22 protein-coding genes are annotated in these 25,726 nt (G+C 71.2%); 8 read left to right on the forward strand and 14 right to left on the reverse strand.

Annotation, left to right across the window (positions count from 1 at the left end; genetic code table 11):
• Positions 1-52: 52 nt before the first annotated feature.
• Positions 53-475, forward strand: coding sequence for a RidA family protein (locus tag SLINC_RS12140; protein WP_067430696.1), 423 nt, complete (start codon positions 53-55; stop codon positions 473-475).
• Here SLINC_RS12140 and SLINC_RS12145 read toward each other — a convergent pair.
• Positions 426-1,157, reverse strand: a complete 732-nt coding sequence (locus tag SLINC_RS12145; RefSeq protein ID WP_067430700.1) for an aspartate/glutamate racemase family protein — start codon at positions 1,155-1,157, stop codon at positions 426-428. The two genes, SLINC_RS12140 and SLINC_RS12145, sit on opposite strands and share 50 nt — an antisense overlap.
• A gap of 5 nt (positions 1,158-1,162) precedes the next feature.
• Positions 1,163-2,647, reverse strand: a complete 1,485-nt coding sequence (locus tag SLINC_RS12150) for an NCS1 family nucleobase:cation symporter-1 (protein ID WP_067430702.1) — start codon at positions 2,645-2,647, stop codon at positions 1,163-1,165.
• A 182-nt stretch (positions 2,648-2,829) separates the two neighbouring features.
• Here SLINC_RS12150 and SLINC_RS12155 point away from each other — a divergent pair, with 182 nt between their 5' ends.
• Positions 2,830-3,498 carry a GntR family transcriptional regulator gene (locus SLINC_RS12155; RefSeq protein WP_067430704.1) on the forward strand — a complete coding sequence of 223 codons (669 nt, stop codon included), beginning with the start codon at positions 2,830-2,832 and terminating at the stop codon, positions 3,496-3,498.
• A 4-nt stretch (positions 3,499-3,502) separates the two neighbouring features.
• Here the strand turns inward: SLINC_RS12155 and SLINC_RS12160 are convergent, their stop codons facing one another.
• Positions 3,503-4,264: a uracil-DNA glycosylase gene (locus SLINC_RS12160; protein ID WP_067430707.1), complete on the reverse strand. Its 762-nt coding sequence runs from the start codon at positions 4,262-4,264 to the stop codon at positions 3,503-3,505.
• Between the two features lie 115 nt (positions 4,265-4,379).
• Between SLINC_RS12160 and SLINC_RS12165 the strand changes: the two genes are divergently transcribed.
• Positions 4,380-4,958 carry an RNA-binding S4 domain-containing protein gene (locus SLINC_RS12165; RefSeq protein WP_067430710.1) on the forward strand — a complete coding sequence of 193 codons (579 nt, stop codon included), beginning with the start codon at positions 4,380-4,382 and terminating at the stop codon, positions 4,956-4,958.
• Between the two features lie 68 nt (positions 4,959-5,026).
• Here the strand turns inward: SLINC_RS12165 and SLINC_RS12170 are convergent, their stop codons facing one another.
• The 3 genes from SLINC_RS12170 to SLINC_RS12180 form a co-directional block, all read right to left on the reverse strand.
• Positions 5,027-5,482 carry a DoxX family protein gene (locus SLINC_RS12170; RefSeq protein ID WP_067430713.1) on the reverse strand — a complete coding sequence of 152 codons (456 nt, stop codon included), beginning with the start codon at positions 5,480-5,482 and terminating at the stop codon, positions 5,027-5,029.
• Between the two features lie 90 nt (positions 5,483-5,572).
• Positions 5,573-6,250, reverse strand: a complete 678-nt coding sequence (locus SLINC_RS12175) for a class I SAM-dependent methyltransferase (protein WP_067445254.1) — start codon at positions 6,248-6,250, stop codon at positions 5,573-5,575.
• A gap of 92 nt (positions 6,251-6,342) precedes the next feature.
• Positions 6,343-7,242 (reverse strand): acyltransferase domain-containing protein, encoded by a 900-nt coding sequence (locus tag SLINC_RS12180; RefSeq protein WP_067430715.1) that lies wholly within the window; start codon positions 7,240-7,242, stop codon positions 6,343-6,345.
• A 105-nt stretch (positions 7,243-7,347) separates the two neighbouring features.
• On the opposite strand from SLINC_RS12180, the gene SLINC_RS12185 reads away from it, so the two are divergent.
• A complete protein-coding gene (locus SLINC_RS12185) occupies positions 7,348-7,647 on the forward strand; it encodes a DUF6343 family protein (RefSeq protein ID WP_182449158.1) in 300 nt (99 codons plus the stop codon).
• Positions 7,648-7,677: 30 nt separating this feature from the next.
• On the opposite strand, the gene SLINC_RS12190 is transcribed toward SLINC_RS12185, so the two are convergent.
• The 4 genes from SLINC_RS12190 to rpsA form a co-directional block, all read right to left on the reverse strand.
• Entirely contained in the window at positions 7,678-8,058 is a 381-nt protein-coding gene (locus SLINC_RS12190) for a tetratricopeptide repeat protein (RefSeq protein ID WP_067430719.1), read from the reverse strand.
• A gap of 50 nt (positions 8,059-8,108) precedes the next feature.
• Positions 8,109-8,738, reverse strand: coding sequence for a dephospho-CoA kinase (coaE, locus tag SLINC_RS12195; RefSeq protein ID WP_067430722.1), 630 nt, complete (start codon positions 8,736-8,738; stop codon positions 8,109-8,111).
• 51 nt (positions 8,739-8,789) lie between these two features.
• The gene (locus tag SLINC_RS12200; protein WP_067430726.1) at positions 8,790-9,728 is read right to left on the reverse strand and encodes a PAC2 family protein; all 939 of its coding nucleotides are present in this window, start codon (positions 9,726-9,728) and stop codon (positions 8,790-8,792) included.
• Positions 9,729-9,984: 256 nt separating this feature from the next.
• Positions 9,985-11,496 carry a 30S ribosomal protein S1 gene (gene rpsA / locus SLINC_RS12205; RefSeq protein WP_067430729.1) on the reverse strand — a complete coding sequence of 504 codons (1,512 nt, stop codon included), beginning with the start codon at positions 11,494-11,496 and terminating at the stop codon, positions 9,985-9,987.
• Between the two features lie 379 nt (positions 11,497-11,875).
• Here rpsA and SLINC_RS12210 point away from each other — a divergent pair, with 379 nt between their 5' ends.
• The gene (locus SLINC_RS12210; protein WP_225988526.1) at positions 11,876-12,712 is read left to right on the forward strand and encodes a class I SAM-dependent methyltransferase; all 837 of its coding nucleotides are present in this window, start codon (positions 11,876-11,878) and stop codon (positions 12,710-12,712) included.
• Positions 12,713-12,716: 4 nt separating this feature from the next.
• Positions 12,717-15,266, forward strand: a complete 2,550-nt coding sequence (gene hrpB / locus SLINC_RS12215) for an ATP-dependent helicase HrpB (protein WP_067430736.1) — start codon at positions 12,717-12,719, stop codon at positions 15,264-15,266.
• On the opposite strand, the gene pgfA is transcribed toward hrpB, so the two are convergent.
• From pgfA to SLINC_RS12230, 3 genes are all read right to left on the reverse strand, one after another.
• The gene (gene pgfA, locus SLINC_RS12220) at positions 15,256-16,248 is read right to left on the reverse strand and encodes a cell envelope lipid trafficking protein PgfA (protein ID WP_067430738.1); all 993 of its coding nucleotides are present in this window, start codon (positions 16,246-16,248) and stop codon (positions 15,256-15,258) included. The two genes, hrpB and pgfA, sit on opposite strands and share 11 nt — an antisense overlap.
• A gap of 21 nt (positions 16,249-16,269) precedes the next feature.
• Positions 16,270-16,404 carry an SPW_0924 family protein gene (locus tag SLINC_RS47265; RefSeq protein WP_107406815.1) on the reverse strand — a complete coding sequence of 45 codons (135 nt, stop codon included), beginning with the start codon at positions 16,402-16,404 and terminating at the stop codon, positions 16,270-16,272.
• Positions 16,405-16,540: 136 nt separating this feature from the next.
• Positions 16,541-18,307 (reverse strand): lytic transglycosylase domain-containing protein, encoded by a 1,767-nt coding sequence (locus tag SLINC_RS12230; RefSeq protein WP_067430742.1) that lies wholly within the window; start codon positions 18,305-18,307, stop codon positions 16,541-16,543.
• Positions 18,308-18,592: 285 nt separating this feature from the next.
• Between SLINC_RS12230 and SLINC_RS12235 the strand changes: the two genes are divergently transcribed.
• Positions 18,593-19,459: a DUF4184 family protein gene (locus SLINC_RS12235; RefSeq protein WP_067430745.1), complete on the forward strand. Its 867-nt coding sequence runs from the start codon at positions 18,593-18,595 to the stop codon at positions 19,457-19,459.
• Between the two features lie 996 nt (positions 19,460-20,455).
• On the opposite strand, the gene polA is transcribed toward SLINC_RS12235, so the two are convergent.
• Complete coding sequence (polA, locus tag SLINC_RS12240) at positions 20,456-23,182, reverse strand: DNA polymerase I (RefSeq protein ID WP_067430747.1); 2,727 nt, start codon at positions 23,180-23,182, stop codon at positions 20,456-20,458.
• A gap of 225 nt (positions 23,183-23,407) precedes the next feature.
• Between polA and SLINC_RS12245 the strand changes: the two genes are divergently transcribed.
• Positions 23,408-25,687, forward strand: coding sequence for an FdhF/YdeP family oxidoreductase (locus SLINC_RS12245; protein WP_067430749.1), 2,280 nt, complete (start codon positions 23,408-23,410; stop codon positions 25,685-25,687).
• Positions 25,688-25,726 lie beyond the last annotated feature (39 nt).

Genomic DNA, 25,726 nt, shown 5'->3' on the forward strand with positions numbered 1-25,726 from the left:
CGCGGATGATCGGGACGTCACCCGTCACCCGTCACCCGCGTCAGGAGTCCCCGTGATCCAGCGTGTCACCGTGCCCGGTCTCTTCCCGCCGCCCACCTACTCCCACGCCTCCGTCGTCGAGACCGGTACGAAGCTCGCCTTCCTCGCGGGTGCGGTACCCCTCGACGCCGACGGGAAGATCGTCGGCGCGGGGGATCCCGTCCGGCAGGCCGGGCAGGTGATGGCGAATCTCGGTGAGCAACTGCGGGCGGTCGGCAGCGACTTGGCGCACGTCGTGTCGACGGACGTGTACGTCGTGAGCAGTGAGCCCGCGGTGCTGTCCGCCGTGTGGGAGGTCGTCGAGGCGTCGGGGCTCAGCACCGGCCCGCACTCGTCGACCCTGCTCGGGGTCGCCTGCCTCGGGTACACGGGCCAGTTGGTGGAGATCACGGCGACGGCGGTCGTCCCGGAGACGCCCCCCACACCCGCCGCTTAGGCACCGGCTTCGCATAGCTCCCGGCCCGGCTCGTGGTCAGGCCCAGGGCGACCAGCGACTCGGCGAGCTTGACCGCCGCCGCGACCCCGTCGACGACCGGAAGGCCGAGCTTCTCCCCCACCACCCGCTGGAGTCCGGTCATCCCGGCGCAGCCGAGGACCAGCACCTCGGCGCCGGCCGCGCACGCCCGCTCGGCCGCCGTCAGGAACGCGGCCTCGGTACGCGCCGCGTCCCCGAGGTCGAGGACACCGAGGCCCGTGCCGACGACGGCGGCGCAGTTGCGGCCCACGCCCGCCAGCTCCAGGCTGTCCTCGATCTGGCCGCACGACCGTTCCAGCGTGGTGATCACCCCGTACCGGCGGCCGAGCAGACAGGCGAGATGGGCGGCGGCCTCGGTGATGTCGACGACCGGGACGTCCACCAACTCCCGGACGCCTTCCCGCCCGTGCTCGCCGAAGCCGGCCATGACCACGGCGTCGTAGGGGCTGTCGTACGTCCGCACCAGGTCGATGACCGCCGCCGCCGACAGATAGCTGTCGAGCCAGCCCTCGGCCGACTCGGGCCCCCAGGACGGGGTCAACCCGGTCACGGTGGTGCCCGGGCCTGCGGCGGCCCGGGCACCTCGTACGATCTCCTCGGTCATCTCCTGCGTGGTGTTGCAGTTGGTGACGACGATCCGCACGTCTCTCAGACCTCCACGGACTTCTCGGCGGCGGCGACGGCTACGGAGTTGGCCGCCCGCTCGGAGCGGCACAGCACCAGGTACAGCCCGGCGGACAGCGCCGTGCCGATGAACCAGGAGTACGGCGCCACCTCGCTGAACTCGCTCCACAGAGCGAGCACCGCGGCGACCGCGGCCGACGGCAGGAACGCCCACAGCGCCTTGGGGTTGACGCCCTTGCGGTAGTAGTACGGGGAGCCGGGCTCAGCGTTGAACAGGTCGTTCACATTGATGCGGCCCTGCTTGACCAGGTAGTAGTCGACCATGATCACGCCGAACAGCGGGCCGAGGAAGGCGCCGAGGCCGCCGAGGAAGTAGTTGACGACCGTGGGGTTGGAGAAGAGGTTCCACGGGGTCACCAGCAGCGCGACCACGGTGCTGATCATGCCGCCGATCTTGAAGGTGATCTTCTGCGGCCAGACGTTGGCCAGGTCGTACGCCGGTGAGACGAAGTTGGCGACGATGTTGACGCCCATGGTGGCGATGGCGAACGTCAGCGCGCCGAGCACCAGCACCCAGGTGTTGCCGATCTCGGCGACGAGGTACGCGGGCTCGGTGATCTCCTTGCCGAACACCTCGAACGCGCCCGCCGTGACGACGACCGACAGGATCACGAAGGCCGTGGAGTTGACCGGCAGGCCCCAGAAGTTGCCGCGCCTGACGCTCTTGTAGTCGGGCGAGAAGCGGGAGAAGTCGCAGAAGTTGAGCATCAGCGTGCCGTAGGTGGCGAGGATCAGGCCGACGCCTCCGAACCACTGCCGCCACTGCTCGCCGACGGAGACCGGATGCGGGGTGCTGGTCAGCGAGATCGTCCAGCCGGCCTTCCACAGGATCCACACGGCCAGGGCGATCATCACGACCCAGATGGCGGGGCCGCAGAAGTCCTGGAACTTCCGCACCGACTCCATGCCCTGGCTGATGATCGCCGCCTGGACCAGCCACAGCGCCACGAACGACACCCAGCCGAGCGCGTCGAGCCCGAGGAAGGAGTTGTGCGTCCAGGACTCCAGGCTCGGCCAGGCCGCCAGCAGCATCACGTTGACGGCGACGGAGGCCAGGTAGGTCTGGATGCCGTACCACATGATGGCGATGACGGCCCTGATCAGGGCGGGGATGTTGGCGCCCCACACACCGAAGGCGATCCGGCTGACCACCGGGAAGGGCACACCGGTGCGCTGTCCGATGCGGCCCATCATGTTCATCCCGATGTAGATGATCACGAAGCCGACGAGCAGGGACGTGAAGATCTGCCACACGTTCATGCCGAGGAAGAGCAGTCCGGCGGCGAAGGTGTAGTTGCCGAGGTTGTGGACGTCGGACATCCACATGGCGAAGAGGTCGAAGACCTTCCAGTTGCGCTTCTCGGCGGGCGCGAGGTCTTCGTTGGTGAGCCGGGGGTCGGGGACGAACGCTGCTGTGCCGGTGGCTTCGGCAGAGTCGGCGAGGGACACGGGGCCTCCATGAGGAGCCGGGGACGGAGGAGGAGCACTCGGGGGGGGTGGCTGGTTCCGATCGCTTGGCAACGCGTTTGGTATACCAAACTGCGGACATGGTCCCCTCGTCAACCGTTCCGACCGATGTCCTTATTGTTAACGCTCCGTAAAACACGCCCCAGGTCGGCGAAGATGGGCTCATGAGCTCCACGACGACGAAGATCGAACCCCTCGGGGCGGTGCGCGAACGCGTCCTGGCCACCCTGCGCCAGGAGATCATCGCGGGCGGTCTGCGCCCCGGCGACCGGCTCGTCGAGCGGGAGCTGGCCGAGCGCTTCGGCGTCTCCCGGGTGCCGGTCCGCGAGGCGATCCGCGCCCTGGTCACCGAGGGCTTCGTCCACTTCGAGACCCCGCGCCGGATCGTCGTACGCCGTCTCACCCCGAACGACGTCAAGGAGCTCTTCGAACTGCGCGAGGCGCTGGAGGTCTACGCGGCCGGACTCGCTGCGGACCGTGCGACTCCCGAGGATCTCGCCGAGGTCGAGGAACTCCTCGACCGGGCCGCCGCCGCGACCGAGGCGGGCGACGCGGAGACGATCACCGACGTCAACAGCCGCCTCCACGACCGCATCGTGGCGATGGCGGACAACAGCCTGCTGGTCGAGGCCCTGGAGCCCGTCGCCGGCCGCCTGCGCTGGATGACCCGGCGCAACGAGGAGTGGCCCCAACTCCTCGTGGAACACCGCGAGTTGTACGAGGCGATCGCCTCCGGCGACCCCGACCGGGCCCGCGCCCACGCGCTCGCCCACGTACGGACCAACTACCGCTCGACGGTACGACAGCTGTTCGGGGACGCCGAACCGTCCTAGGGCCCTACTTCGTGCCGTACAGTCCCGCCGCCTCCGCCGCCGTGCGCAGCACCTCCCGCAGCATCACGGGTGTGAGGCGGCCGGTGAAGGTGTTGCGCTGGCTCACGTGGAAGCAGCCGAAGAGGTGGAGCGCGGCGGAGCCCGTGTCCCTGGGTCCCGCGGGGCCGGCGGGGCCGTCCAGCACGACCCGCGCCCCGTGGGCGAAGGCGGGCCGCGGACGGGGCACGGTCCAGCCCGCCTCCGCGAACGCGGGCAGCGCGGCCTGCCAGCCGAAGGCGCCGAGCACGACCACGGCCCGCAGGGTGGGCCGCAGCAGGTTCAGCTCCCGCACCAGCCAGGGCCGACAGGTGTCCCGCTCCTCGGGGGTGGGCTTGTTGGCGGGCGGGGCGCAGTGCACGGGCGAGGTGACCCGCGCGCCACGCAGTTCCAGGCCGTCGTCCGCGGAGACGGCCGTGGGCTGCGAGGCGAGCCCCACGTCGTACAGCGCCTGGTACAGCACGTCCCCGGAGCGGTCGCCGGTGAACATCCGCCCGGTGCGGTTGCCGCCGTGCGCGGCCGGGGCCAGGCCGACGATCAGCAGCCGGGCGTCCGGCGGGCCGAACCCCGGCACCGGCCGGCCCCAGTACGTCCAGTCGGCGAAGGCGGCTCGCTTCGTACGGGCCACCTCCTCCCGCCACGCGACCAGCCGGGGACAGGCCCGGCAGCCGGCGACCCGCTCATCGAGCCGATCGAGCCCGCCCAGCCCGTCCCGACCGTCACTGTCCATTCCTCCACCGTACGAAAGAGCCGGACCCGACACCGAAACACCCCTGTGCACCCACCCCCCTCCCGCGCGGAAAACCCATCCGCTCCTCCGTCCCCAGGGCATTAAGGTCGGAGACATGGCTGCTGAGCACGCGGACGACAACACGACGGCCGGGACGAACGGCACCGGCGCCGACACCGACGCGGGCACGCCCACCGGCACCGACACCGACACCGGCCGGCCGACCGCCCCGCAGGACCTGGACCCCAAGGTCGCCGCCGCCGTGTCCGCCGCCGAGGCGGCCGGTCCGCACAGTGGCGCGAACGTGCGCATCGACAGCTGGATCTGGTCCGTCCGCCTGGTCAAGACCCGCTCCCAGGGCGCCACCGCCTGCCGGGGCGGCCATGTCCGGGTGAACGGCGAGCGCGTGAAGCCCGCGTACTCCGTGCGCGTGGGCGACGAGGTGCGCGTACGGCAGGAGGGCCGCGAGCGGATCGTCGTCGTCAAGCGGCTGATCCGCAAGCGGGTCGGCGCCCCCGTGGCCGTCCAGTGCTATGTCGACAACAGTCCGCCGCCCCCGCCCCGCGAGGCCGTCGCCCCCATCGCACTCCGCGACCGCGGCGCGGGCCGCCCGACCAAGCGCGACCGCCGCGAGCTGGAACGCCTCCGCGGCCTGGAGGCCTCCCGCAGAAGCGCCGACCACCACAAGCCCTGACCACCCGGACACGACGGCCTCCCGACATCCACCCGTACCGGCGCCGACGCCGGACGGCCGACCCGTCGTCACCCCCGTCGTGTCACCAGCCGCAGCAGCCGCTGATTGCTGTCCCGGCGTGCCCAGGCGATGAGGGCGAGCGGCACGATCAGGATCAGCGGCGTGGCCGCGTTCTCCCCGTTGAAGTAGGTGAGGGTGACGACGAACGCGCCCACCATCAGGCCGCTCAGTGCCACGGCCGCCACGGACTGGAGGACCGGGATCAACAGGGCGATCCCTCCGGCGAGTTCGAGGAGGCCGACGGTGTACATCCCCGCGCTGCCCCAGCCCATCGTCTCGAAGCCCTCGGCGGCCGAGGGGTGCGCGATCAGCTTGGGCACCGCGCTCGCGATCACGTAGAACAGCGCGAGGACGACCTGAAGCGTGCGCAGGGCGATCCGGGCACGGCGCCCACGAGCGGTCGCGGACTCGCCGATGACGGGGGAGGAAGCGGCGGGGGTGACGGAAGCGGTGGTCTCGGACATCGGGGTCTCCTGTGTGAAGCGGTCCGTGATGCAGTCACAGAGGTAGACCGGGGCCCGTCCGCGAACTCATCGCCGTACCCCGCCCCGTTTTCAGGCGGGCACCGCCCGCACCCATATCCGGTCCTCCGTCAGATACCGGTCCACGCGCAGCCCTGCCTCGCCCAGTGCCTCCTCGAACTGTTCCTTCGTCAGCGGACGGGCCCGGAACGTCTGTGTCCAGGTGGCGTCCGGGAACTCGTACTCCGCGCGCACCGAGTGCACTCCGCCGCCGAGCGGCTCCGAGGAGGCGATCCGGAGGGTGAAGCCGCTGGGGTCGACCCGCTCACGCGGCACACGGGTGTGGTAGTCCTCGCCCTCACGCTGGATGAGCACACAGCCGCCCGGCGCGACATGGCGGACACAGGTGCGCAGCAGCCCGCGCCGCACCTCCACGTCCCCGGCGTGGACCAGGAACGACGCCAGCAGCACCACGTCGAACGTCTCGCCCAGGTCGAGGTCCTCGATCGGAGCGCATATGGTGCGCGCCCCGCGGACGCGCTCCAGCATCTCGGCGGACTCGTCCACCGCCGTCACCGTCAGGCCCCGCTCCTGGAGCGGATGGGTCATGCGTCCCACTCCGCTGCCCAGTTCCAGGATGTGCGCGCCCGCCGGTACCGCCCCGGCGACGATGTCCGGCTCGGGTCCCACCGGCAGCCGTGAGTAGAGCTCGACGGCACAGCCGTCCGGGGTGATCGCTCCGGGCCCGGTCCCCTGATATCCCGCTCGCATCTTCAGCTCCATGCCCGTCCAACGGCCCGTATCCGCACGGCCGTTCCCTCCCACGGCCCCTTCACCCGGACGAGTGAGCCCCCGAGCCCGGCCTACAGCGGAAACCAGCCGTGCCCGACGTACCAGTGGCCGCCCGCCCGCAGGTGGTCCCCCACCGCCCGCTCCACCGACGTACGCCGAGGCAGGTTCTCCGCCGGCAGGTCCGGGTCCCCGAAGACGAACTGGACCGGCTCGGTGTCCGACGGCTCCGTGTCCTCGCGGGCGACCCGGAAGCGCTCCTGGAACCGGATGATGTTGGAGTCGGCGAGCAGATACCGCTTCAGCTGCGGGTCGAGCAGCCAGGAGTGGCAGAGCGCCGCCGGGTACTTCTCCTCGGGGTGGTGCCGCGCGAAGAACTCCCGGGCCAGTGCCAGCGAGCGGTCGCAGGCGGCCGGTGACAGCGGGCCGAGGAAGTCGGGGATGTGCAGGTTGAGACAGGGCGTGCCGGGGGCCACGTCCAGTCCGGCCGCCGCGAGCGCCCGCACCGTGCGCTCCCCGCACCGCGCCCGCTCGAACTGGAGCCGCCCCAACTGGTAGAGCTCGCCCCGGAAGTGATGGGTCAGCCAGTGGGGCGCCAGGACGCCCGGCAGGCCGTAGCGCCTGCGGTGCACGGCCATGTTGCGCCCGAGGTCGGCGAGGGTGTGCCGGGAGACGTCGGCGGGCACGCCGAGCTCGCGGTGGTACGCGCGCGTGTGCGGCAGCGCGGCCACGAACACGTACGCGGGAAAGCAACGCTGCAAGGCACCCGACGGCCAGTCCAGCTCGGGCAGCTCGACCGAGCCGCCGATCCCGCCCATGTCCCGGACGAGCTCCTCGACCGACGCCTCCAGGAACGGCCGCAGTTCCGGGTCGTCCATGACCCGCCGGCCCATCCTGACGAGTTCGTTGATGTCCTCGTGCGAGACGGCGAGGTCCAGCAGCACCTCGGCCAGCTCGTCGGCATCCGGCAGCACGTGGTGAACCCCCTGTTCGGGCCCCCGGCCGGAGCCCTGTGGTGAACGCTCGCTCCGAAGAGTACGTTGCAGACAGGAGTGGTGATCCGGGGAGTGGTGATCCGGATGCGTACGGGCAGTGAACCGAGGACGGCGCGCAGTGCGCTGCGGGTCCGTTTCTGGCTGAGCGTGTGGGGGCTGATCTGGGCGGTCTTCGGCACGGTCGCCTTCGCCCTCGCCGGGCGGCCGGGCTGGGCGATCGCCTGCGGGGTGCTGTGGCTGGTGGTCACCGCCGACCTGATCATGATCCTCAGGCACATCCGGCAGGGGCCGCACTACCAGCCGGGCCCGGACATCCCGCCGTACCGCCCGGCGGAGAATCCTCGCCCCCAACCACCGGAGAACCGTCGCCCCGGGCCACCGTAGAGGCGCGAGCCGGCGGGTGCGGTCCGCGCCTCACGTCTCGAAGCGCGCCGCCTTCAGGAACTCGGGCTTGGGGTCCAGCGCGGCCGCCAGCCGGAAGTGGCGCCTGGCCTGCTCGGGCCGGCTCTGTCGCTCGTAGGTCCGGGCGAGCGCGAAGTGCGCGAACGCGTTGTCCGGTTCGCGTTCCAGGACGATGGTGAACTCCAGCTCGGCGGGCCGCAGTTGCGCCGCCGCGAAGAAGGCGCGGGCGCGCAGCAGCCGTGCGGCGGTGTTCTCCGGGTGCGCGGCGATGACTGGGTCGAGCAGTTTCACCGCACCCCGCGGGTCCCGCGCGGCGAGCAGCTGCTCGGCGGCACGGAAGTCGATGACGTGCGTCTCCGGAGTACGTCCGGTCGATCCGCTGGTCTCGGGCACGGCAGAGTCCTTCCCTCACTGGAAGGGTTCAACGCCCGGACGGCGGTCCGCTATTCCTGAGGGGCCTCTGGAGCCTTGCGAGGCGCGTGTGCCCTGCGGACGAGTTCGTCCCATACGTCCCGCACGCGCTGCCGCAGCTCTTCCAGCGGTACGTCGTTGTCGACGACAATGTCCGCGATTTCCCGGCGCTTGTCCCGGGTGGCCTGGGCGGCCATGCGCGCGCGTGCGTCCTGCTCGGTCATGCCGCGCAGCCTCACGAGCCGGTCGAGCTGGGTCTCGGGGCTCGCGTCGACGACGACCACGACGTCGTAGAGCGGCGCGAGGCCGTTCTCCGTGAGGAGTGGGACGTCGTGGACGACGACGGAGTCCTCGGCGGCCGCGCTCTCCAGTTCGCGGGAGCGGGCGCCCACCAAGGGGTGCACGATCGAGTTCAGTACGGCGAGCCTGTCGGCGTCGGCGAAGACGATCGAGCCGAGTTTCGGCCGGTCCAGGCTGCCGTCGGCCGCGAGCACCTCCGTACCGAAGGCGTCGACGACGGCGGCGAGACCGGGCGTACCCGGTGCCACGACCTCGCGCGCGATACGGTCCGCGTCGATCAGTACGGCCCCGCACTCCACGAGCAGCCGCGACACCTCGCTCTTGCCGGCACCGATACCGCCGGTCAGGCCCACCTTCAACATGACCGGCAGCTTAGGCCCTGCCACCGACGGCGCACCCGGCAGGACCGCCCTTCAGCCGTCGCCCTCCCGCTCGGCCAGGAACCGCTCGAACTCCCGCCCGATCTCGTCCGCCGAGGGGATCTCGACGGGCTCGGCGAGCATGTTGCCGCGGGTCTCGGCGCCCGAAGCGGCGTCGTACTGGTGCTCAAGGCCCTGGACGAGGGCGACGAGCTCCTCGTCGCCCTCCTGGATCTGCCGGTCGATCTCGGTCTGCGTGCGGTGGGCGTCCGTGCGCAGGGAGTGCGCGATGCCCGGCAGGACCAGGCCGGTCGCCGCCGTGATGGACTCCAGGACCGTCAGCGCCGCGTCCGGGTAGGGGGAACGGGCGATGTAGTGCGGCACGTGCGCGGCGACGCCCAGGACGTCGTGGCCGGCCTCCATGAGGCGGTACTCGACCAGGGCCTCGGCGCTGCCGGGCACCTGGGCCTCCTCGAAGGGGCTGCGGTGGCCGGGGACGAGGTCGGCGCGGTTGCCGTGCGGGGTCAGGCCCACCGGGCGGGTGTGCGGGACGCCCATGGGGATGCCGTGGAAGTTCACCGACAGCCGGACACCGAGCCGCTCCACGATCTGCTGGACGGCCGCGGCGAACCGCTCCCACTCCACGTCCGGCTCGGGCCCGGACAGCAGCAGGAAGGGCGCCCCGGTGGCGTCCTGGACGAGGCGCACGTCGATGGTCGGTTCCTCGTACGCCGCCCAGCGGTCGCGCTTGAACGTCAGCAGCGGGCGCCGGGCCCGGTAGTCGACCAGCCGGTCGTGGTCGAAGCGGGCGACGACCTGTTGGGGCAGCGAGTCGAGGAGCCGGTCGACGATCTGGTCGCCGGTCTCGCCCGCGTCGATGTATCCGTCGAAGTGGTAGAGCATGACAAGTCCGGCCGACTCCTGGGCGAGCGCCATGTCCACCACGGCGAGGCCCTTCGGCTCCCATGCGTACAAACCCTGCGGATCAAGCACTGTGACCGCTCCTCCTCGTGTTCGTACAGCACAACACGCCCTGGAACAGCGGCATTCCCACAGCCGCCCCTGATCAGCCCATCTCTTACGGTCTTTCATGACGGGGAACGACAAACGCGCCCCGTCAGGGGCGCGGGGAACTGCGCGACAAGCCCCCACCGGCCGGCGGCGAAAACGAAACCCGGACAACGCTGAGGGGCCGCACCTCGAAAGGTACGGCCCCTCAACTCAACCGCTAAGCCTCAGCGGCAGGCGTTCAGCTCTGGCCACCCGCGAGCTTCTCGCGAAGCGCGGCAAGCGCCTCGTCCGAAGCCAGCGCGCCGGAGGTGTCCGCACCCTCGGAGGAGTACGAACCGCCACCGCCGCCGCCACCACCCGCGGCCGGAGCGGCACCCGCAGCGTCCCCGCCCTCGGCGGCAGCAGCCGCGTCGGCCTCGCGGGACTTGATGACCTGCTGCTGGTGCTGCTCGAAGCGGGTCTGCGCCTCGGCGTACTGGTTCTCCCACACCTCACGCTGGGACTCGTAGCCCTCGAGCCAGTCGTTGGTCTCGGGGTCGAAGCCCTCGGGGTAGATGTAGTTGCCCTGGTCGTCGTACGACGCGGCCATGCCGTACAGGGTCGGGTCGAACTCGACCGAGGCCGGGTCCGAACCGAACGCCTCGTTGGCCTGCTTCAGCGAGAGGCTGATGCGACGGCGCTCGAGGTCGATGTCGATGACCTTGACGAAGATCTCGTCGTTGACCTGGACGACCTGCTCCGGGATCTCCACGTGGCGCTCGGCCAGCTCGGAGATGTGGACCAGACCCTCGATGCCCTCGTCCACGCGGACGAACGCACCGAACGGAACCAGCTTCGTGACCTTGCCGGGCACGACCTGGCCGATCTGGTGGGTCCGGGCGAACTGCTGCCACGGGTCTTCCTGGGTCGCCTTCAGCGACAGGGAGACACGCTCGCGGTCCATGTCGACGTCGAGAACCTCGACGGTGACTTCCTGGCCGACCTCGACAACCTCGGAGGGGTGGTCGATGTGCTTCCAGGAGAGCTCGGACACGTGGACCAGGCCGTCGACGCCACCCAGGTCCACGAAGGCACCGAAGTTGACGATCGAGGAGACCACACCGGAACGGACCTGACCCTTCTGGAGGGTCGTGAGGAACGTCTGGCGGACCTCGGACTGGGTCTGCTCCAGCCAGGCACGGCGGGACAGGACCACGTTGTTGCGGTTCTTGTCCAGCTCGATGATCTTGGCCTCGAGCTCCTTGCCCACGTAGGGCTGGAGGTCGCGAACGCGGCGCATCTCGACCAGGGAGGCCGGGAGGAAGCCACGGAGGCCGATGTCGAGGATGAGACCACCCTTGACGACCTCGATGACGGTACCGGTGACGATGCCGTCCTCTTCCTTGATCTTCTCGATGGTGCCCCAGGCGCGCTCGTACTGGGCGCGCTTCTTCGAGAGGATCAGGCGGCCTTCCTTGTCCTCCTTCTGGAGAACAAGGGCTTCGATCTCGTCACCGACGGCGACGACCTCGTTGGGGTCGACGTCGTGCTTGATCGAGAGCTCGCGGCTCGGGATGACACCTTCGGTCTTGTAACCGATGTCGAGCAGGACCTCGTCCCGGTCGACCTTCACGATGACGCCGTCGACGATGTCGCCGTCGTTGAAGTACTTGATCGTCTCGTCGATCGCGGCGAGGAAGGCTTCCTCGTTACCGATGTCGTTGACCGCTACCTGCGGAGTGGTAGAGGTGGTCTCGGTGCTGCTCGTCATGTGGGAAAGGGCTCCGGTACGGACGGTGAGTCGTAGGTACTGCTTACGCCGGGAGCCCGTTTCGCTCTGAAGAAGCCGGACAGCCAAGGAAGCGCCACACCAATAAAACTCTGGTGGCGCCTCGACAACCGAGGGGACATACAACAGATGCGAGCGCAGCCTGCTACGTCTGAGGAGCGCAGGCCCGCAGCGCAACTTGTAGCATACGGGGGCAGCCAGGCAGGGTCAATGCGCGAAGGCGCACACCCGGGGCGGATCGCCGCATACCCGGCACAAGAACTGTCTCTGGAGGCCATGCGGGCCCAGGACACCTCTTCCGTGACACCCCCGGAAGGGGGTGGCGTCGCAGATGTGACCGAAGAGTACGACGAGGGAGCAGATCATCCAAGAGTCCACATCGTCCGAGCCGCAGCCGCGGCCGGAGTCCGAGCCGGCGGCCACCCGCCGCACCGCCGACGTCGCGGAGAGCTCCCGGGCCAACCGGGGCTGGTGGGACCGCAACGCGGACGAGTACCAGGTCGAGCACGGCACGTTCCTCGGGGACGACCGTTTCGTGTGGGGTCCCGAGGGCCTCGACGAGGTGGAGGCCGAGCTGCTCGGCCCGCCGGAGGAGCTGAAGGGCCGGGACGTCCTGGAGATCGGCGCCGGCGCGGCCCAGTGCGCGCGCTGGCTGGCCGCGCAGGGTGCCCGGCCGGTCGCCCTGGACATCTCCCACCGCCAGCTCCAGCACGCGCTGCGGATCGGCGGCGCGTTCCCCCTCGTATGCGCCGACGCGAGCGCGCTGCCCTTCGCGGACGGCTCCTTCGACCTGGCGTGCTCGGCGTACGGGGCGCTGCCGTTCGTCGCCGACCCGTGTCTGGTCCTGCGCGAGCTGCACCGGGTGCTGCGCCCCGGGGGCCGGCTCGTGTTCTCGGTGACGCATCCGATCCGCTGGGCGTTCCCGGACGAGCCGGGCCCGGAGGGCCTGTCCGTGTCGGCCTCCTACTTCGACCGCACTCCGTACGTCGAGCAGGACGAGCAGGGCCGCGCGGTGTACGTCGAGCACCACCGGACGCTCGGTGACCGGGTGCGCGACATCGCGGCGTCGGGTTTCCGTCTGGTGGATCTGGTCGAGCCGGAGTGGCCGGCCTGGAACAGCTCGGAGTGGGGCGGCTGGTCGCCGCTGCGCGGGAATCTGATCCCGGGGACGGCGATCTTCGTGTGCGTACGAGACTGAGGGCGTGATCCGCTACGACGCTCTGGACTCCCTTCCCGTACGCAGTGCCCTCGGTGGCCTGAACGACGCCCTGGAGGGACACGGCACGGCCGTCCTCGTGGCGCCTCCCGGCACGGGCAAGACGACCCTGGTCCCCCTCGCCCTGGCGGGTCTGCTGGACGACGGCGCGCCCGCGCGGCGGGTCGTCGTCGCCGAGCCGCGGCGGATCGCGGCCCGCGCCGCCGCCCGGCGCATGGCCTGGCTGCTGGGCGAGAAGGTGGGCGGGAGCGTCGGCTACACCGTGCGCGGGGAGAGGGTGGTCGGGCGGCACGCGCGCGTGGAGGTCGTCACGACGGGTGTGCTGCTCCAGCGGCTGCAGCGGGACCCGGAGCTGGGTGGTGTCGACGTGGTGGTGCTGGACGAATGCCATGAACGGCATCTGGACGCGGACACCGTGGCGGCGTTCCTGTGGGACGTGCGCGAGACGCTCCGTCCCGAGCTGCGGCTGGTGGCGGCGTCGGCGACGACCGACGCGCAGGGGTGGGCCGGGCTGCTCGGCGGGGCTCCGGTGGTCGAGGCGCGGGGGACGTCGTATCCCGTGGAGGTGGTGTGGGCGCCGCCGGTGCGTCCGGTACGGCCGCCGCACGGGATGCGGGTCGATCCGGCGCTGCTGACGCATGTGGCGTCGGTGGTGCGGCGGGCGCTGGCCGAGCGGGACGGGGACGTGCTGTGTTTCCTGCCGGGCGTGGGCGAGATCGCGCGGGTCGCCGGGCAGTTGGGGGCTCTCGGCGAGGTGGACGTGCTCCAGGTGCACGGGCGGGCCCCGGCCGACGTACAGGACGCGGTGCTGGCCGGCGGCGAGCGGCGCCGAGTGGTGCTGGCGACCGCGGTGGCGGAGTCGTCGCTGACGGTGCCGGGTGTGCGGGTCGTGGTGGACTCGGGGCTGGCGCGGGAGCCGCGGGTGGACCACGCGCGCGGGCTGAGCGCGCTGGCCACGGTGCGGGCCTCGCAGGCGGCGGGGCGGCAGCGGGCGGGACGGGCCGGGCGTGAGGCGCCCGGCGCCGTGTACCGGTGCTGGGCGGAGGCGGAGGACGTCCGTCTGTCGCGTTTCCCCTCACCGGAGATCAAAGTGGCCGACCTGACGGCGTTCGCCCTCCAGGCGGCCTGCTGGGGCGATCCGGACGCCGCCGGACTGGCGCTGCTGGATCCGCCGCCGGCCGGTGCGATGGCGGCGGCACGGGCCGCTCTCGCGGGAGTGGGCGCCGTGGACCCCGCCGGCCGGGCCACGGAACGAGGCGTCCGGCTGGCCCGGCTGGGGCTGCACCCCCGCCTGGGGCGCGCCCTGCTGGACACCTCCGGCGCCGGAGCCGAAGTCGTCGCACTGCTGTCGGAGCAGCCCCCTCGGGAGTACGGCGACGACCTGGCCGCCGCCGTACGGTCCGCCCGACGTGGGGGTGACGCCTATGCGGCCCGCTGGCGGGCGGAGGTGCGGCGACTGCGGGCGGTGTCCGAGGAGGCCGCCCGTGCCACCGGCGGTTCGCGGGACGCAGGCGGGTCGGCAGGCGCCCGTGCGGGTGGGCCCGCAGGACCCGGTGTCGAGGGTGTCGACCGTGTCGCCGGGCTCGTCGCCGCTCTCGCCTTTCCCGAGCGTGTTGCCAAAGGGGTGGGTGGTTCGTACCTGATGGCGTCGGGGACGCGGGCCGAGCTTGCCGAGGGGTCTCCGCTGCGGGGCGCTCCCTGGATCGCCGTGGCCGTGGCGGACCGGCCCGTGGGGAAGGGGCACGCGCGCGTGCAGCTCGCCGCGGTGATCGACGAGGACCTGGCCCGGTCGGCGGCGGCAGCCCTGCGTTCCGAGCACCAGGAGGTCCACTGGGCCGGCGGAGACGTCGTCGCCCGGCGCGTGGAGCGGCTCGGGGCGATCGAGCTGACCGCACGGCCGCTGAGGGACGCCGATCCCGCCCTTATGCGCGAGGCCCTCCTCGAAGGGCTGCGGCAGGAGGGGCTCGGGTTGCTGCGGTGGACGCCCGAGGCGGTCGTACTGCGGCAGCGGCTCGCGTTTGTGCGCCTGCACCTGGGGGAGCCCTGGCCGGATGTCTCGGACGACGCGCTCCACGCGCGCGTGGACGAGTGGCTGGAGCCCGAGCTGGGGCGGGCCCGGCGGCGGGCCGACCTGGCGCGGATCGACGCCGGGGCGGCACTGCAACGGCTCCTGCCCTGGGCCTCCGGGGAGGCCGCGCGGCTCGACGAGCTGGCGCCGGAGCGGATGGCCGTACCGAGTGGGTCCAGGATCCGGATCGACTACGGCAGCCCTGAACAGCCGGTGCTCGCCGTGAAAGTGCAGGAGATGTTCGGGTTGCAGGAGTCACCGCGGATCGCCGGTGTGCCGCTGCTCGTGCATCTCCTCTCCCCGGCCGGGCGGCCGGCCGCCGTCACCGCCGACCTCGCGTCCTTCTGGAAGGACGGCTACAAGGGCGTACGGGCGGAACTGCGCGGCCGGTATCCGAAGCATCCCTGGCCCGAGGACCCGGCGGCCGCGGAGCCGACGCGGTTCACGAACGCGCGGCTCAGGCGGTGACCGGTTCCGGTTCCGAGTTCTCGGCGGGCTCCGGCTCGCCCGGCCGTCGGCCACGGGCCTCCAGGTAGAGGGAGAGCGACAGGAGCAGGACGCCCAGGCCGAGGAAGCCCCAGGGCAGGTACGAGGTCATCAGCAGGACCAGGGTGCGGTTGGACTTGACCAGGTCCACGGTGTGCTCGATGTAGTCCTCGCGCATCTTCACGTGGCCGGCGAACGCCGTGACCTTCTCGCGGTCACCGAGCAGGGAGCCGCCGCGCAGTTCCTCCCGGTGGATCTCCTCGCCGTAGACGGGGGCGCCGGTGAGGGGTTCGACCCAGAACTTGCGGACCGTGGTGTACCAGCGGGTGGTGCCGGTCTTCGCGACGGACTCGGGGGTGATGCCCTGGACCGGCAGGGCCTTGGGGAAGGGCACCTTGGTCCACGGGATGGTCTGCTCGAAGTAGTAGACCTCGACGCCGCGGAAGTCCTGGGTGCCCTTGTAGTGGATGGGGGCGGTGACACGGGCCTGGGCGTCGAAGTACTCGTAGTCCCGTTTCTCCGTCAGGAACGGCCACTTGAACTCGATGCCCTCTCGTTTCACCGGGTCGCCGTCGACCATCTCGCCGGGAGCGTGGACGGGTTCCTGGGTATGGGCGTCGAAGATGTAGCGCTCGGGAATCCTGGAGACCATCCTGCCGTCGGGCCCCACCACGTAGGACAGCCCGTCCCAGACGACGACGTCCTTGCCCGCCGCCTTCTCGACCTGCTCGGAGGCCTCGACGTTGCCCTTGAGGGTCTGCACGATCGTGACCCGGGGAACCTTTTTCGCCTTCATGGTGCCGTAGTCGAGGAGGGTGGCGTCCTTCGCCTCCAGGACCATGTCCTGGTACTGGCCGGCCGGGATCTTGGCGAGGCGCGGGAAGGCGTAGTAGCGCAGCAGTGGGGACAGTGCCGCGAAGAACACGGCGAGGGCGAGCAGGACCAGGCTGGTCTTGCGGCGCATCTCGACCTCCCTGACGGCCGGTTACGGGTGGGCGGGCACCGTGGTCAGCAGCGGCTTAGGGGACGTCGTGCCGGTCGGCGACCCCAGCGCGGTGATCGTGAGGACCAGGGCGAACGCGAGGGCGAGACCGCTCGCGGCGGCGATCAGGGCGCGCATGCGGGCCTCCCGGCGCAGGAACTGATACCTCGTCAGATCCGGCACCGTAGCAACGGGCGGGTGAGATGAGAACAGGTCGCGCACACGTCGGCGGCGCCCCTCCTCAAGAAGGGCGCCGCCGATGCCGTACGGGGAATTACGCGCTGGGACTGGCCGAGGCGCTCTCCGTCGCCGAGGTGGAGGGCGAGGGGCTCGGTGAGGACGTCGCGGCCGCCTCGACGGTCAGCTGGACGTTGATCGACGCGCCGCCCGCCGTGGTGATGTGCAGTACGTACGTGCCGGCGGTGTCGTCGGCGTACAGCTTCGGCAGCTTCAGCAGGCCGTTCTCGTCCGTCCGAAGGCCCGTGAGGGTGCGTACGGTCTTGCCGTCCGCGTCCTTGAAGTAGGGGCCCTTGTCGTTCTCGGTCGGGTCGATCGCCGACTTGATCAGGGTGGCGGTGGCCGCCACCTTGTCCGCGACGGCGCCCTTGTACATGGCCTTGACCTCGACCTGGTCGGCGAACTCGCCGCCCGGGACGCAGGTCAGCGCGGTGTCGCTGGTGCGGGTGAGGGTGTCGGCGGCGCGCTCGGTGACGGTGGCCTTGTAGTCGAGGCCACCGATGGTGCGGCCGACGACGGTGGCGCGGACGGTGAAGCCGCCCGTCTTCTCGCCGGCCCGGAGCGCGGGCGCCACGGCCGTGCCGGAGCTGTTGGTGACGACCGTGGCGACGCTCTCGCCGCCGGTGAAGGTGGCGTCGGTGTCACCGATGATCGTGAAGCGGACGCGGACCTTGGCGACGGCCTCGCCGCTCCTGGTCTCGGCACGGGTGCTGATCTTCTTGGTGAACGCGTCGCCGGCCTGCGCGGTGAGCGCGGCCGTACCCGCGTCCTCCAGACGGGCCACCGTGTCGGTCGGGGTCTGGGGGGTGCCGGGCGGAGTGGTGCTCGGCGGGGGCGTGCTCGGTGGAGTGGTGCCGGGCGGGCGCGTCGACGGCGGGTTCGAGGCACCGCCGCCGGGCTTCTGCGGCTTGCTGCCGGGCGGCGTGGGCGAGGCCGGGGGTGTGGGCGTGGGGCTCACCGAGCCCGAGCCGCCGTTGTCGCTGCGGTCGCCCGGCAGCGAGCCGGTGCCGTCCGGGATCTCGTGGGTGCCCTCGCGGTAGTACTCCAGCCACGACAGGACCGTGTTCAGGTAGTCCCGCGAGTTGTTGTAGCTGAGAATGGCGCGTTCGCGATCGCCGTCGGTGGACAGGTCCCAGCCGTAGCGGCACAGGTAGTGCCCGGCCGCGAACGCGGCGTCGTAGATGTTGTTGGGGTCCTCGGTGCCGTCGCCGTTGCCGTCCCGGCCCGCCCAGGCCCAGGTGGAGGGGATGAACTGCATGGGGCCGACGGCCTGGTCGTAGGTGCTGTTGCCGTCGTACGCGCCGTCGTCGGTGTCCTTGATGAGCGCGAAGCCGTTGCCGTCGAGCTGCGGGCCGAGGATCGGGGTGATCGTGGTGCCGTCGGCCCTCACACGGCCGCCGCTCGCCTGGCCGGACTCGACCTTGCCGATGGCGGCGAGGAGTTCCCAGGGCAGATTGCAGCCGGGCTTGGACGACCGCAGCTCGGCCGCGGCCTTCTTGTAGGCGTCGAGGACGGTCGCGGGGATGCCCGCCTCGGACGTGCCCGGCATGACGGGTGTGTCGAGGGTCGGCGAAGGGCTCGGGCTGTTGAGCGGCGGCAGGTCCGTGTAATAGGGGCCGTTCGCGGTCGGGCTGTCGCCGGCGGCCGCGTCGGGCGCGGTCTCGGCACCGGTGGCGGTCGGTCTGTCCTGGCCTTCGGCCGTCACCCCCGGAGCCTGAGAGGCGGACAGGGCCGCGACCGCGGCCGCTGCCACGGCGGTGGTAGCCGCCCCCTTGCGCAGCCTCCTGCCGAATTGCGCCGCCATAGATCGAACCCCTCCCGTGGACGCCCGAGCGCCCGTCTGTGTCGGTGACCCTCGTCCAGTTGTGACGGTCGGCCCGCCCTGGGGGTTGCCCCCGCACTCGGCATTCATTCCTTGTTCGCGCGTTCGACCGAGCTCCCCGGCACGGTGACCCAGGCGACCCTACGACAACTTCCTTTGCGCGGGCACCCGTTCGTGACCGATTTTTACCGGTTGGCCGTGCTCGATCGTGGCGTGTTCGTGTCGCTCATACTGGACGGACCCGATCACCCGTCTCCAGGAGCCCAGTTGCCGTTCACCCTGAGCCATGCGGCAGCCGTCCTGCCCGCCGTACGCACCGACGGAACCGGCCGGGGAAACCTCGTACCGTCCGCACTCGTGGCGGGTTCCTTCGCTCCCGACATGACCTACTACGCGGCGAGTGTCCTGTCCGGGGCCATGGAGTTCGGCGAGGTGACCCACTCCTTCCTGGGCGTCTTCACCATCGACGTACTCATCGCCTGGGCCCTGGTCGGACTGTGGCTACTGGTCCGCGAACCACTGCTGGCCCTGCTCCCCCGGACCCAGCAGGGCCGCCCAGCCGCGCTCCTCCACTCCGTCCACTCCGGGACACCCCGCACACGCCTGCGCCCGGCCACAGTGCTCTGGTGGTACGTCTCCGCCGCCCTCGGCGCCCTCACCCACGTCGTCTGGGACGCCTTCACCCATCTCGACCGATGGGGGATGCGCATCTTCCCCGTCCTCGGCGAGGAAATCGCGGGCTCCCCCCTGTACTGGTACCTCCAGTACGGCGGATCCGCGGTGGCCGCGATCGTGATCGCCGCCTTCGTCGCACACGCGCTGCGCCGGACACCGCCGACGGCCGAACCCACCGGAGTACCGATCCTGTCCGCCCGGGACCGATGGCTAGCCGCCGCCGTCATCGGCGGCTGCGCCCTGGTGGCCGCGGTCCAGCGGGCCACCCGGTGGTGGGACTACTGGGGCTCCACCGCGAAGCCCTGGGAACTGATCCCGACCCTCTGCTTCGGCGCCGGCGCGGGCCTCGTCCTCGGCGTCGTCCTGTACGCCGCGGGAGTCAGAACCTGGCGTCCGGCCACGGTTCCTGAGCACCCGGGATCCGAGCCGAGCCACCCGACCGCTCGTCGACCGCGGTAGTGAACACCGTGACACTGGGCAACGGACGGTCCCGCGGCAGCAGCGCGAGCGCAAGGGCCAGATAACCAAGCCCCAGATCCACCCACACCCGCCACACGGACGCCTCCCCCTCGTCTACGACGTCCAGGGCCCCTTTCTTGCCCCTTCGGCCCCGGACGGCCGCACCGACACCGGTGGCCGTCCTGCGCAGAGCCGTCGTCAGGTCCGCCGGTATGCGGGCGGTACTCGCCTTGACCGCGAACGCCGGGACCGGCGTCGGCGGTGGGACCGGGGCGGTGTCCTCGACGTGCACCTGTCCCCGCGTCCGCCCTCGACCCCTCCGGCACTGGAGCATGCGTATACCCATGCCCGCATCCTTACGGGCGGGGCGGCCCGGCTGCGTCTCTGCGGGGGCCACGCGAGTGACGCGCGCTCCGCGGGGTGGCGGGTGAGGTTGTGCCTTGGCTGCGGGCTCGTTGCGGCTGGTCGCGCAGTTCCCCGCGCCCCTGGGGTGGGTGGGGTTGCCGTGGGGCCCTCTGTGCGGGTTTCGCCGTCTGGGGTGCCTTGTTCGGTCGTATGGCGGCTGCGGGTTCGTTGTGGCTGATCGCGCAGTTCCCCGCGCCCCTGGGGTGGGTGTGGTTGCCGTAGGGCCCTCTGTGCGGGTTTCGCCGTCTGGGGTGCCTTGTTCGGTCGTATGGCGGCTGCGGGTTCGTTGTGGCTGGTCGCGCAGTTCCCCGCGCCCCTGGAAAGCGGAAGTCGCCGTCGGGCATGAGGCACCCTCCGGACGGTGGGCGTCTCAGCCGCCCACGGCGGTAAGGGGACGGGGCGGGGGGTGTCCGCCCGCAGCGGCCGGCGTCCAACACGCAGCACCTCCAGGCCCAACAGCACCGCCGGACCGAGGACGGAGACCCCCCGCCCCGGCCCCGACCCACAACGCGACCCTGGGCGCTACACCCGCCCCCACCGAAGCCGCACAGCGCGCCGCAGGCATCCGACGCCCACAACCGCCGGACGGCGCTAGTGCGCGGCCGACTCCCAGTCCGGACCGTCGCCCACCGAGACACCCAACGGAACCCTCAGGGACACGGCGTTCTGCATTTCGCGGCGGACCAGTTCCTCCGCGGTCTCCCGCTCGCCCGGAGCGATCTCGAGGACGATTTCGTCGTGGACCTGGAGGAGCATGCGGGACTGAAGGCCGGCCTCACGCAGCGCGCGGTCCACATGGAGCATGGCGATCTTGACGATGTCCGCGGCGGTGCCCTGGATCGGCGCGTTGAGAGCCATCCGCTCCGCGGCCTCACGGCGCTGACGGTTGTCGCTGTTGAGGTCGGGAAGATAGCGGCGGCGCCCGAAGAGCGTCGCGGTGTACCCCGTGGCCCGCGCCTCGTCGACCGCCCGGCGCAGATAGTCCCGCACGCCGCCGAACCGCTCGAAGTACGCGTCCATGAGGGCCCGCGCCTCCCCCGCGTCGATGTTCAACTGCTGGGAGAGACCAAAGGCCGACAGCCCGTACGCAAGCCCGTAGGACATCGCCTTGATCTTGCGGCGCATCTCCGCGTCGACCCCTGCGGGCTCGACCGCGAACACCTGCGACGCCGCCGTGGTGTGCAGGTCCTCGCCGGAGGTGAACGCCTCGATGAGCCCCGCGTCCTCGGACAGATGGGCCATGACCCGCAGTTCGATCTGGCTGTAGTCCGCGGTCATCAGGGACTCGAACCCCTCCCCGACCACGAACCCCCGCCGGATCGCCCGCCCCTCGTCGGTACGGACGGGGATGTTCTGGAGGTTGGGGTCCGTGGACGACAGCCGCCCGGTCGCGGCGACCGTCTGGTTGAACGTCGTGTGGATCCGGCCGTCCGAGGCGATGGTCTTGATCAGGCCCTCGACCGTGACGCGGAGCTTCGCCTGCTCACGGTGGCGCAGCATGATCACCGGCAGTTCGTTGTCCGTCTGGTTCGCGAGCCAGGCGAGCGCGTCGGCGTCCGTGGTGTAGCCGGTCTTGGTGCGCTTGGTCTTCGGCAGGGCCAGCTCGCCGAAGAGGACCTCCTGGAGCTGCTTGGGCGAGCCGAGGTTGAACTCGTGCCCGGCCGCGGCGTGCGCCTCCTTCACCGCCTGCTGGACGGCGCCGGCGAACATCTGCTCCATGGTCTCCAGGTGGGGCCGGTCGGCCGCGATGCCGTGCCGCTCCATCCGGGCGAGCAGCGCGGACGTGGGCAGTTCCATGTCCCGCAGCAGGTCCGCGGCTCCGACCTCCTCCAGGCGCCCGGCGAAGGCCTCGCCCAGGTCGAGCACCGCGCGGGCCTGGATCATCAGCGCCTCGGCCTCGGCGCCCTCGTCCGTGCCGAAGGCGAGCTGGCCGTCGGCCGCGGCGGCGGGGGCGAGTTCACGGCCGAGGTACTCCAGGGACAGCGCGTCCAGGTCGAAGGAGCGGCGGCCGGGCTTGACGAGGTAGGCGGCGAGGGCGGTGTCCATGCCGACCCCGGCGACGCTCCAGCCGTGCTCGGCGAAGACCCGCATCGCCCCCTTGGCGTTGTGGAAGATCTTGGGCCGCTCGGCGTCGGCGAGCCAGGCGGCGAACGCCGTCTCGTCGGCCTCGTCGAGCTGGGACGGGTCGAACCAGGCGGCCGCTCCGCCGGCCGCGGCGAGCGCGACCTCGGTGACCGAGCCGGCGCCCAGCGCCCAGGTGTCGACCGTGGCGACGCCGAGGACCTGGGTGGCGTGCTCGGTGAGCCAGGGGGCGACCTCGCCGGTGCCCAGCACGGCGCCGTCCAGCTCCACTCCGGCCGCGACGACCGGCGTCGTGTCGGCCTCCTCGGCGCCCGGGTCGACGGCGAGCAGCCGCTCCCGCAGCGAGGGGTTGCGGATCTCCAGGGTGTCGAGAACCATCGCGACGGTCTTGCGGTCGTAGGGGGCGCGCTCCAGGTCGGGGACCGTCCTGGGCAGCTCGACGGTGCGGACCATCTCGGTCAGCCGGCGGTTGAGCTTGACGGCCTCCAGGTGGTCGCGGAGGTTCTGCCCGGCCTTGCCCTTGACCTCCTCGACGCGCTCGACGAGGTCGGCGAACGACCCGAACTGGTTGATCCACTTCGCGGCGGTCTTCTCGCCGACGCCCGGGATGCCCGGCAGGTTGTCGGACGGGTCGCCGCGCAGGGCGGCGAAGTCGGGGTACTGCGCGGGCGTCAACCCGTACTTCTCGAAGACCTTCTCCGGGGTGAACCGGGTCAGTTCGGAGACGCCCTTCGTCGGGTACAGCACGGTCGTGTGCTCGCTGACCAGCTGGAAGGAGTCGCGGTCGCCGGTGACGATCAGCACGTCGAAGCCCTCGGCCTCGGCCTGGGTGGCGAGCGTGGCGATGATGTCGTCGGCCTCGAAGCCGTCGACGGCGAACCGGGCGACGTGCATCGCGTCGAGGAGCTCGCCGATCAGCTCGACCTGGCCCTTGAACTCGTCCGGGGTCTTGGAGCGGTTGGCCTTGTACTCCGTGAACTCCTCGGAGCGCCAGGTCTTGCGGGACACGTCGAAGGCCACCGCGAAGTGCGTGGGCGCCTCGTCGCGCAGGGTGTTGGCCAGCATCGACGCGAAGCCGTAGATCGCGTTCGTCGGCTGGCCCGTCGCGGTCGTGAAGTTCTCCGCGGGCAGCGCGAAGAACGCGCGGTAGGCCAGCGAGTGCCCGTCCATGAGCATCAGGCGGGGGCGCGCGCCGTCGGCGGTGTTCTCGGTCTTCTTCGATGCTGTCTCTGCCACGACCCCGATCCTGCCACGCCCCACTGACACTCCGCCCCCACCGAGGCCCCGGCCCGGCACGGCGCCACCGAACCCCATCACTGAACCCACCGCCGAACCCGCGACCGGACCCCACCACCGCGACCCGCCGCCGCCTCCCGGCCGTGAACGTTGTCAGCACCGCGTGCGAGGATCGAAGAGGTACTTCAGAGGTACTTCATACGTGTGCGTGAAGGAGAGTCCGCGATGGCGAGCAAGCCGCCCAAGAGCGATCCGGTTCAGGACGCGCCGCAGGTCGCGGAGCCCCAGCACGCCGCGGCGGGCCTGCCGGCCATCGGGCACACCCTGCGCATGGCGCGGCAGCAGATGGGCGTCAAGCGCACCGCGCTGACGCTTCTGCGCGTCAACCAGAAGGACGGCTTCGACTGCCCCGGCTGTGCCTGGCCGGAGCCGGACCACCGGCACGCCGCGGAGTTCTGCGAGAACGGCGCGAAGGCGGTCGCGGAGGAGGCCACCCTGCGCCGGGTGACCCCGGAGTTCTTCGCCGCGCACTCCGTCGCCGACCTCGCGACCAGGAGCGGCTACTGGCTGGGGCAGCAGGGGCGCCTCACCCACCCCGTGTACCTCCCCGAGGGGGGAGACCGCTACGAGCCGGTGACCTGGGAGCGGGCCTTCGACATCGTCGCCGAGGAGATCGCCGCCCTCGGCTCCCCCGACGAGGCCCTCTTCTACACGTCCGGCCGTACCAGCAACGAGGCCGCGTTCCTCTACCAGCTGTTCGCGCGCGAGCTGGGCACCAACAACCTGCCGGACTGCTCCAACATGTGCCACGAGTCCTCCGGCTCGGCCCTGTCGGAGACGATCGGCATCGGCAAGGGCAGCGTCCTGCTGGAGGACCTCTACCAGGCCGACCTGATCATCGTGGCCGGCCAGAACCCGGGCACCAACCATCCGCGCATGCTCTCCGCGCTGGAGAAGGCCAAGGCGAACGGCGCGAAGATCATCAGCGTCAATCCGCTGCCCGAGGCCGGCCTGGAGCGCTTCAAGAACCCGCAGACCGCCAAGGGCCTCACCACGGGCGCCGCGCTCAACGACCTGTTCCTCCAGATCCGCATCGGCGGAGACCAGGCCCTCTTCCGCCTCCTCAACAAGCTGATCCTGGAGACCGAGGGCGCCGTCGACGAGGACTTCGTCCGCGAACACACCCACGGCTACGAGGAGTTCGCGGCCCAGGCCCGCGCCGCCGACTGGGACGAGACACTCACCGCGACGGGCCTGTCCCAGAAGGAGATCGAGGAAGCCCTGCGCATGATCCTCGCCTCCAAGCGGACCATCGTCTGCTGGGCGATGGGCCTGACCCAGCACAAGCACTCCGTGCCGACCATCCGCGAGGTGGTCAACTTCCTCCTCCTGCGCGGCAACATCGGCCGCCCGGGCGCGGGCGTGTGCCCGGTGCGCGGCCACTCGAACGTGCAGGGCGACCGCACGATGGGCATCTTCGAACGCCCGGCGCCCGCCTTCCTGGACGCCCTGGAGCGGGAGTTCGGGTTCGCCCCGCCCCGCGAGCACGGCTACGACGTCGTCCAGGCCATCCGCGCCCTGCGCGACGGCAAGGCGAAGGTCTTCTTCGCGATGGGCGGCAACTTCGTCTCCGCCTCGCCCGACACTGAGGTCACCGAGGCGGCCATGCGCCGGGCCCGGCTGACCGTGCACGTCTCGACGAAGCTCAACCGCTCGCACGCCGTCACGGGCGCGCGTGCCCTCATCCTGCCCACCCTGGGCCGCACGGAGCGCGACCTCCAGGGCGGCGGCGAGCAGTTCGTGACCGTCGAGGACTCCATGGGCATGGTGCACGCCTCCCGCGGCCGCCTGGAGCCCGCGAGCACGCACCTGCTGTCCGAACCGGCGATCGTGTGCCGCCTGGCGCGCCGGGTCCTCGGCGAGGACAGCAGGGTCCCGTGGGAGGAGTTCGAGAAGGACTACGCCACGATCCGCGACCGCATCGCGCGCGTGATCCCCGGCTTCGAGGACTTCAACGCACGCGTCGCCCACCCCGGCGGCTTCACCCTCCCGCACGCCCCGCGCGACGAGCGCCGCTTCCCCACCGCCACCGGCAAGGCCAACTTCACCGCCGCGCCCGTCGAGTACCCGAAGCTGCCCGAGGGGCGGCTGCTGCTCCAGACGCTGCGCTCGCACGACCAGTACAACACCACCATCTACGGCCTGGACGACCGTTACCGCGGGATCAAGAACGGCCGGCGGGTGGTGCTCGTGAACCCCGAGGACGCCGGCCGGCTGAAGATCGCGGACGGCTCGTACGTCGACCTCGTGAGCGAGTGGACGGACAAGGTCGAGCGGCGGGCTCCGGGCTTCCGGGTGGTGTTCTATCCGACAGCGAGGGGCTGCGCGGCCGCCTACTACCCCGAGACCAACGTGCTCGTGCCCCTGGACGCCACCGCCGACGTCAGCAACACCCCGGCCAGCAAGTCCGTCGTCGTACGTCTGGAACAATCGGCTACCGACTGAGCGTTTGCTCAGCCGGTGGGCCGTACGGACGGCCGTACC

It is taken from the genome of Streptomyces lincolnensis (assembly GCF_001685355.1).
GTDB lineage: Bacteria > Actinomycetota > Actinomycetes > Streptomycetales > Streptomycetaceae > Streptomyces > Streptomyces lincolnensis.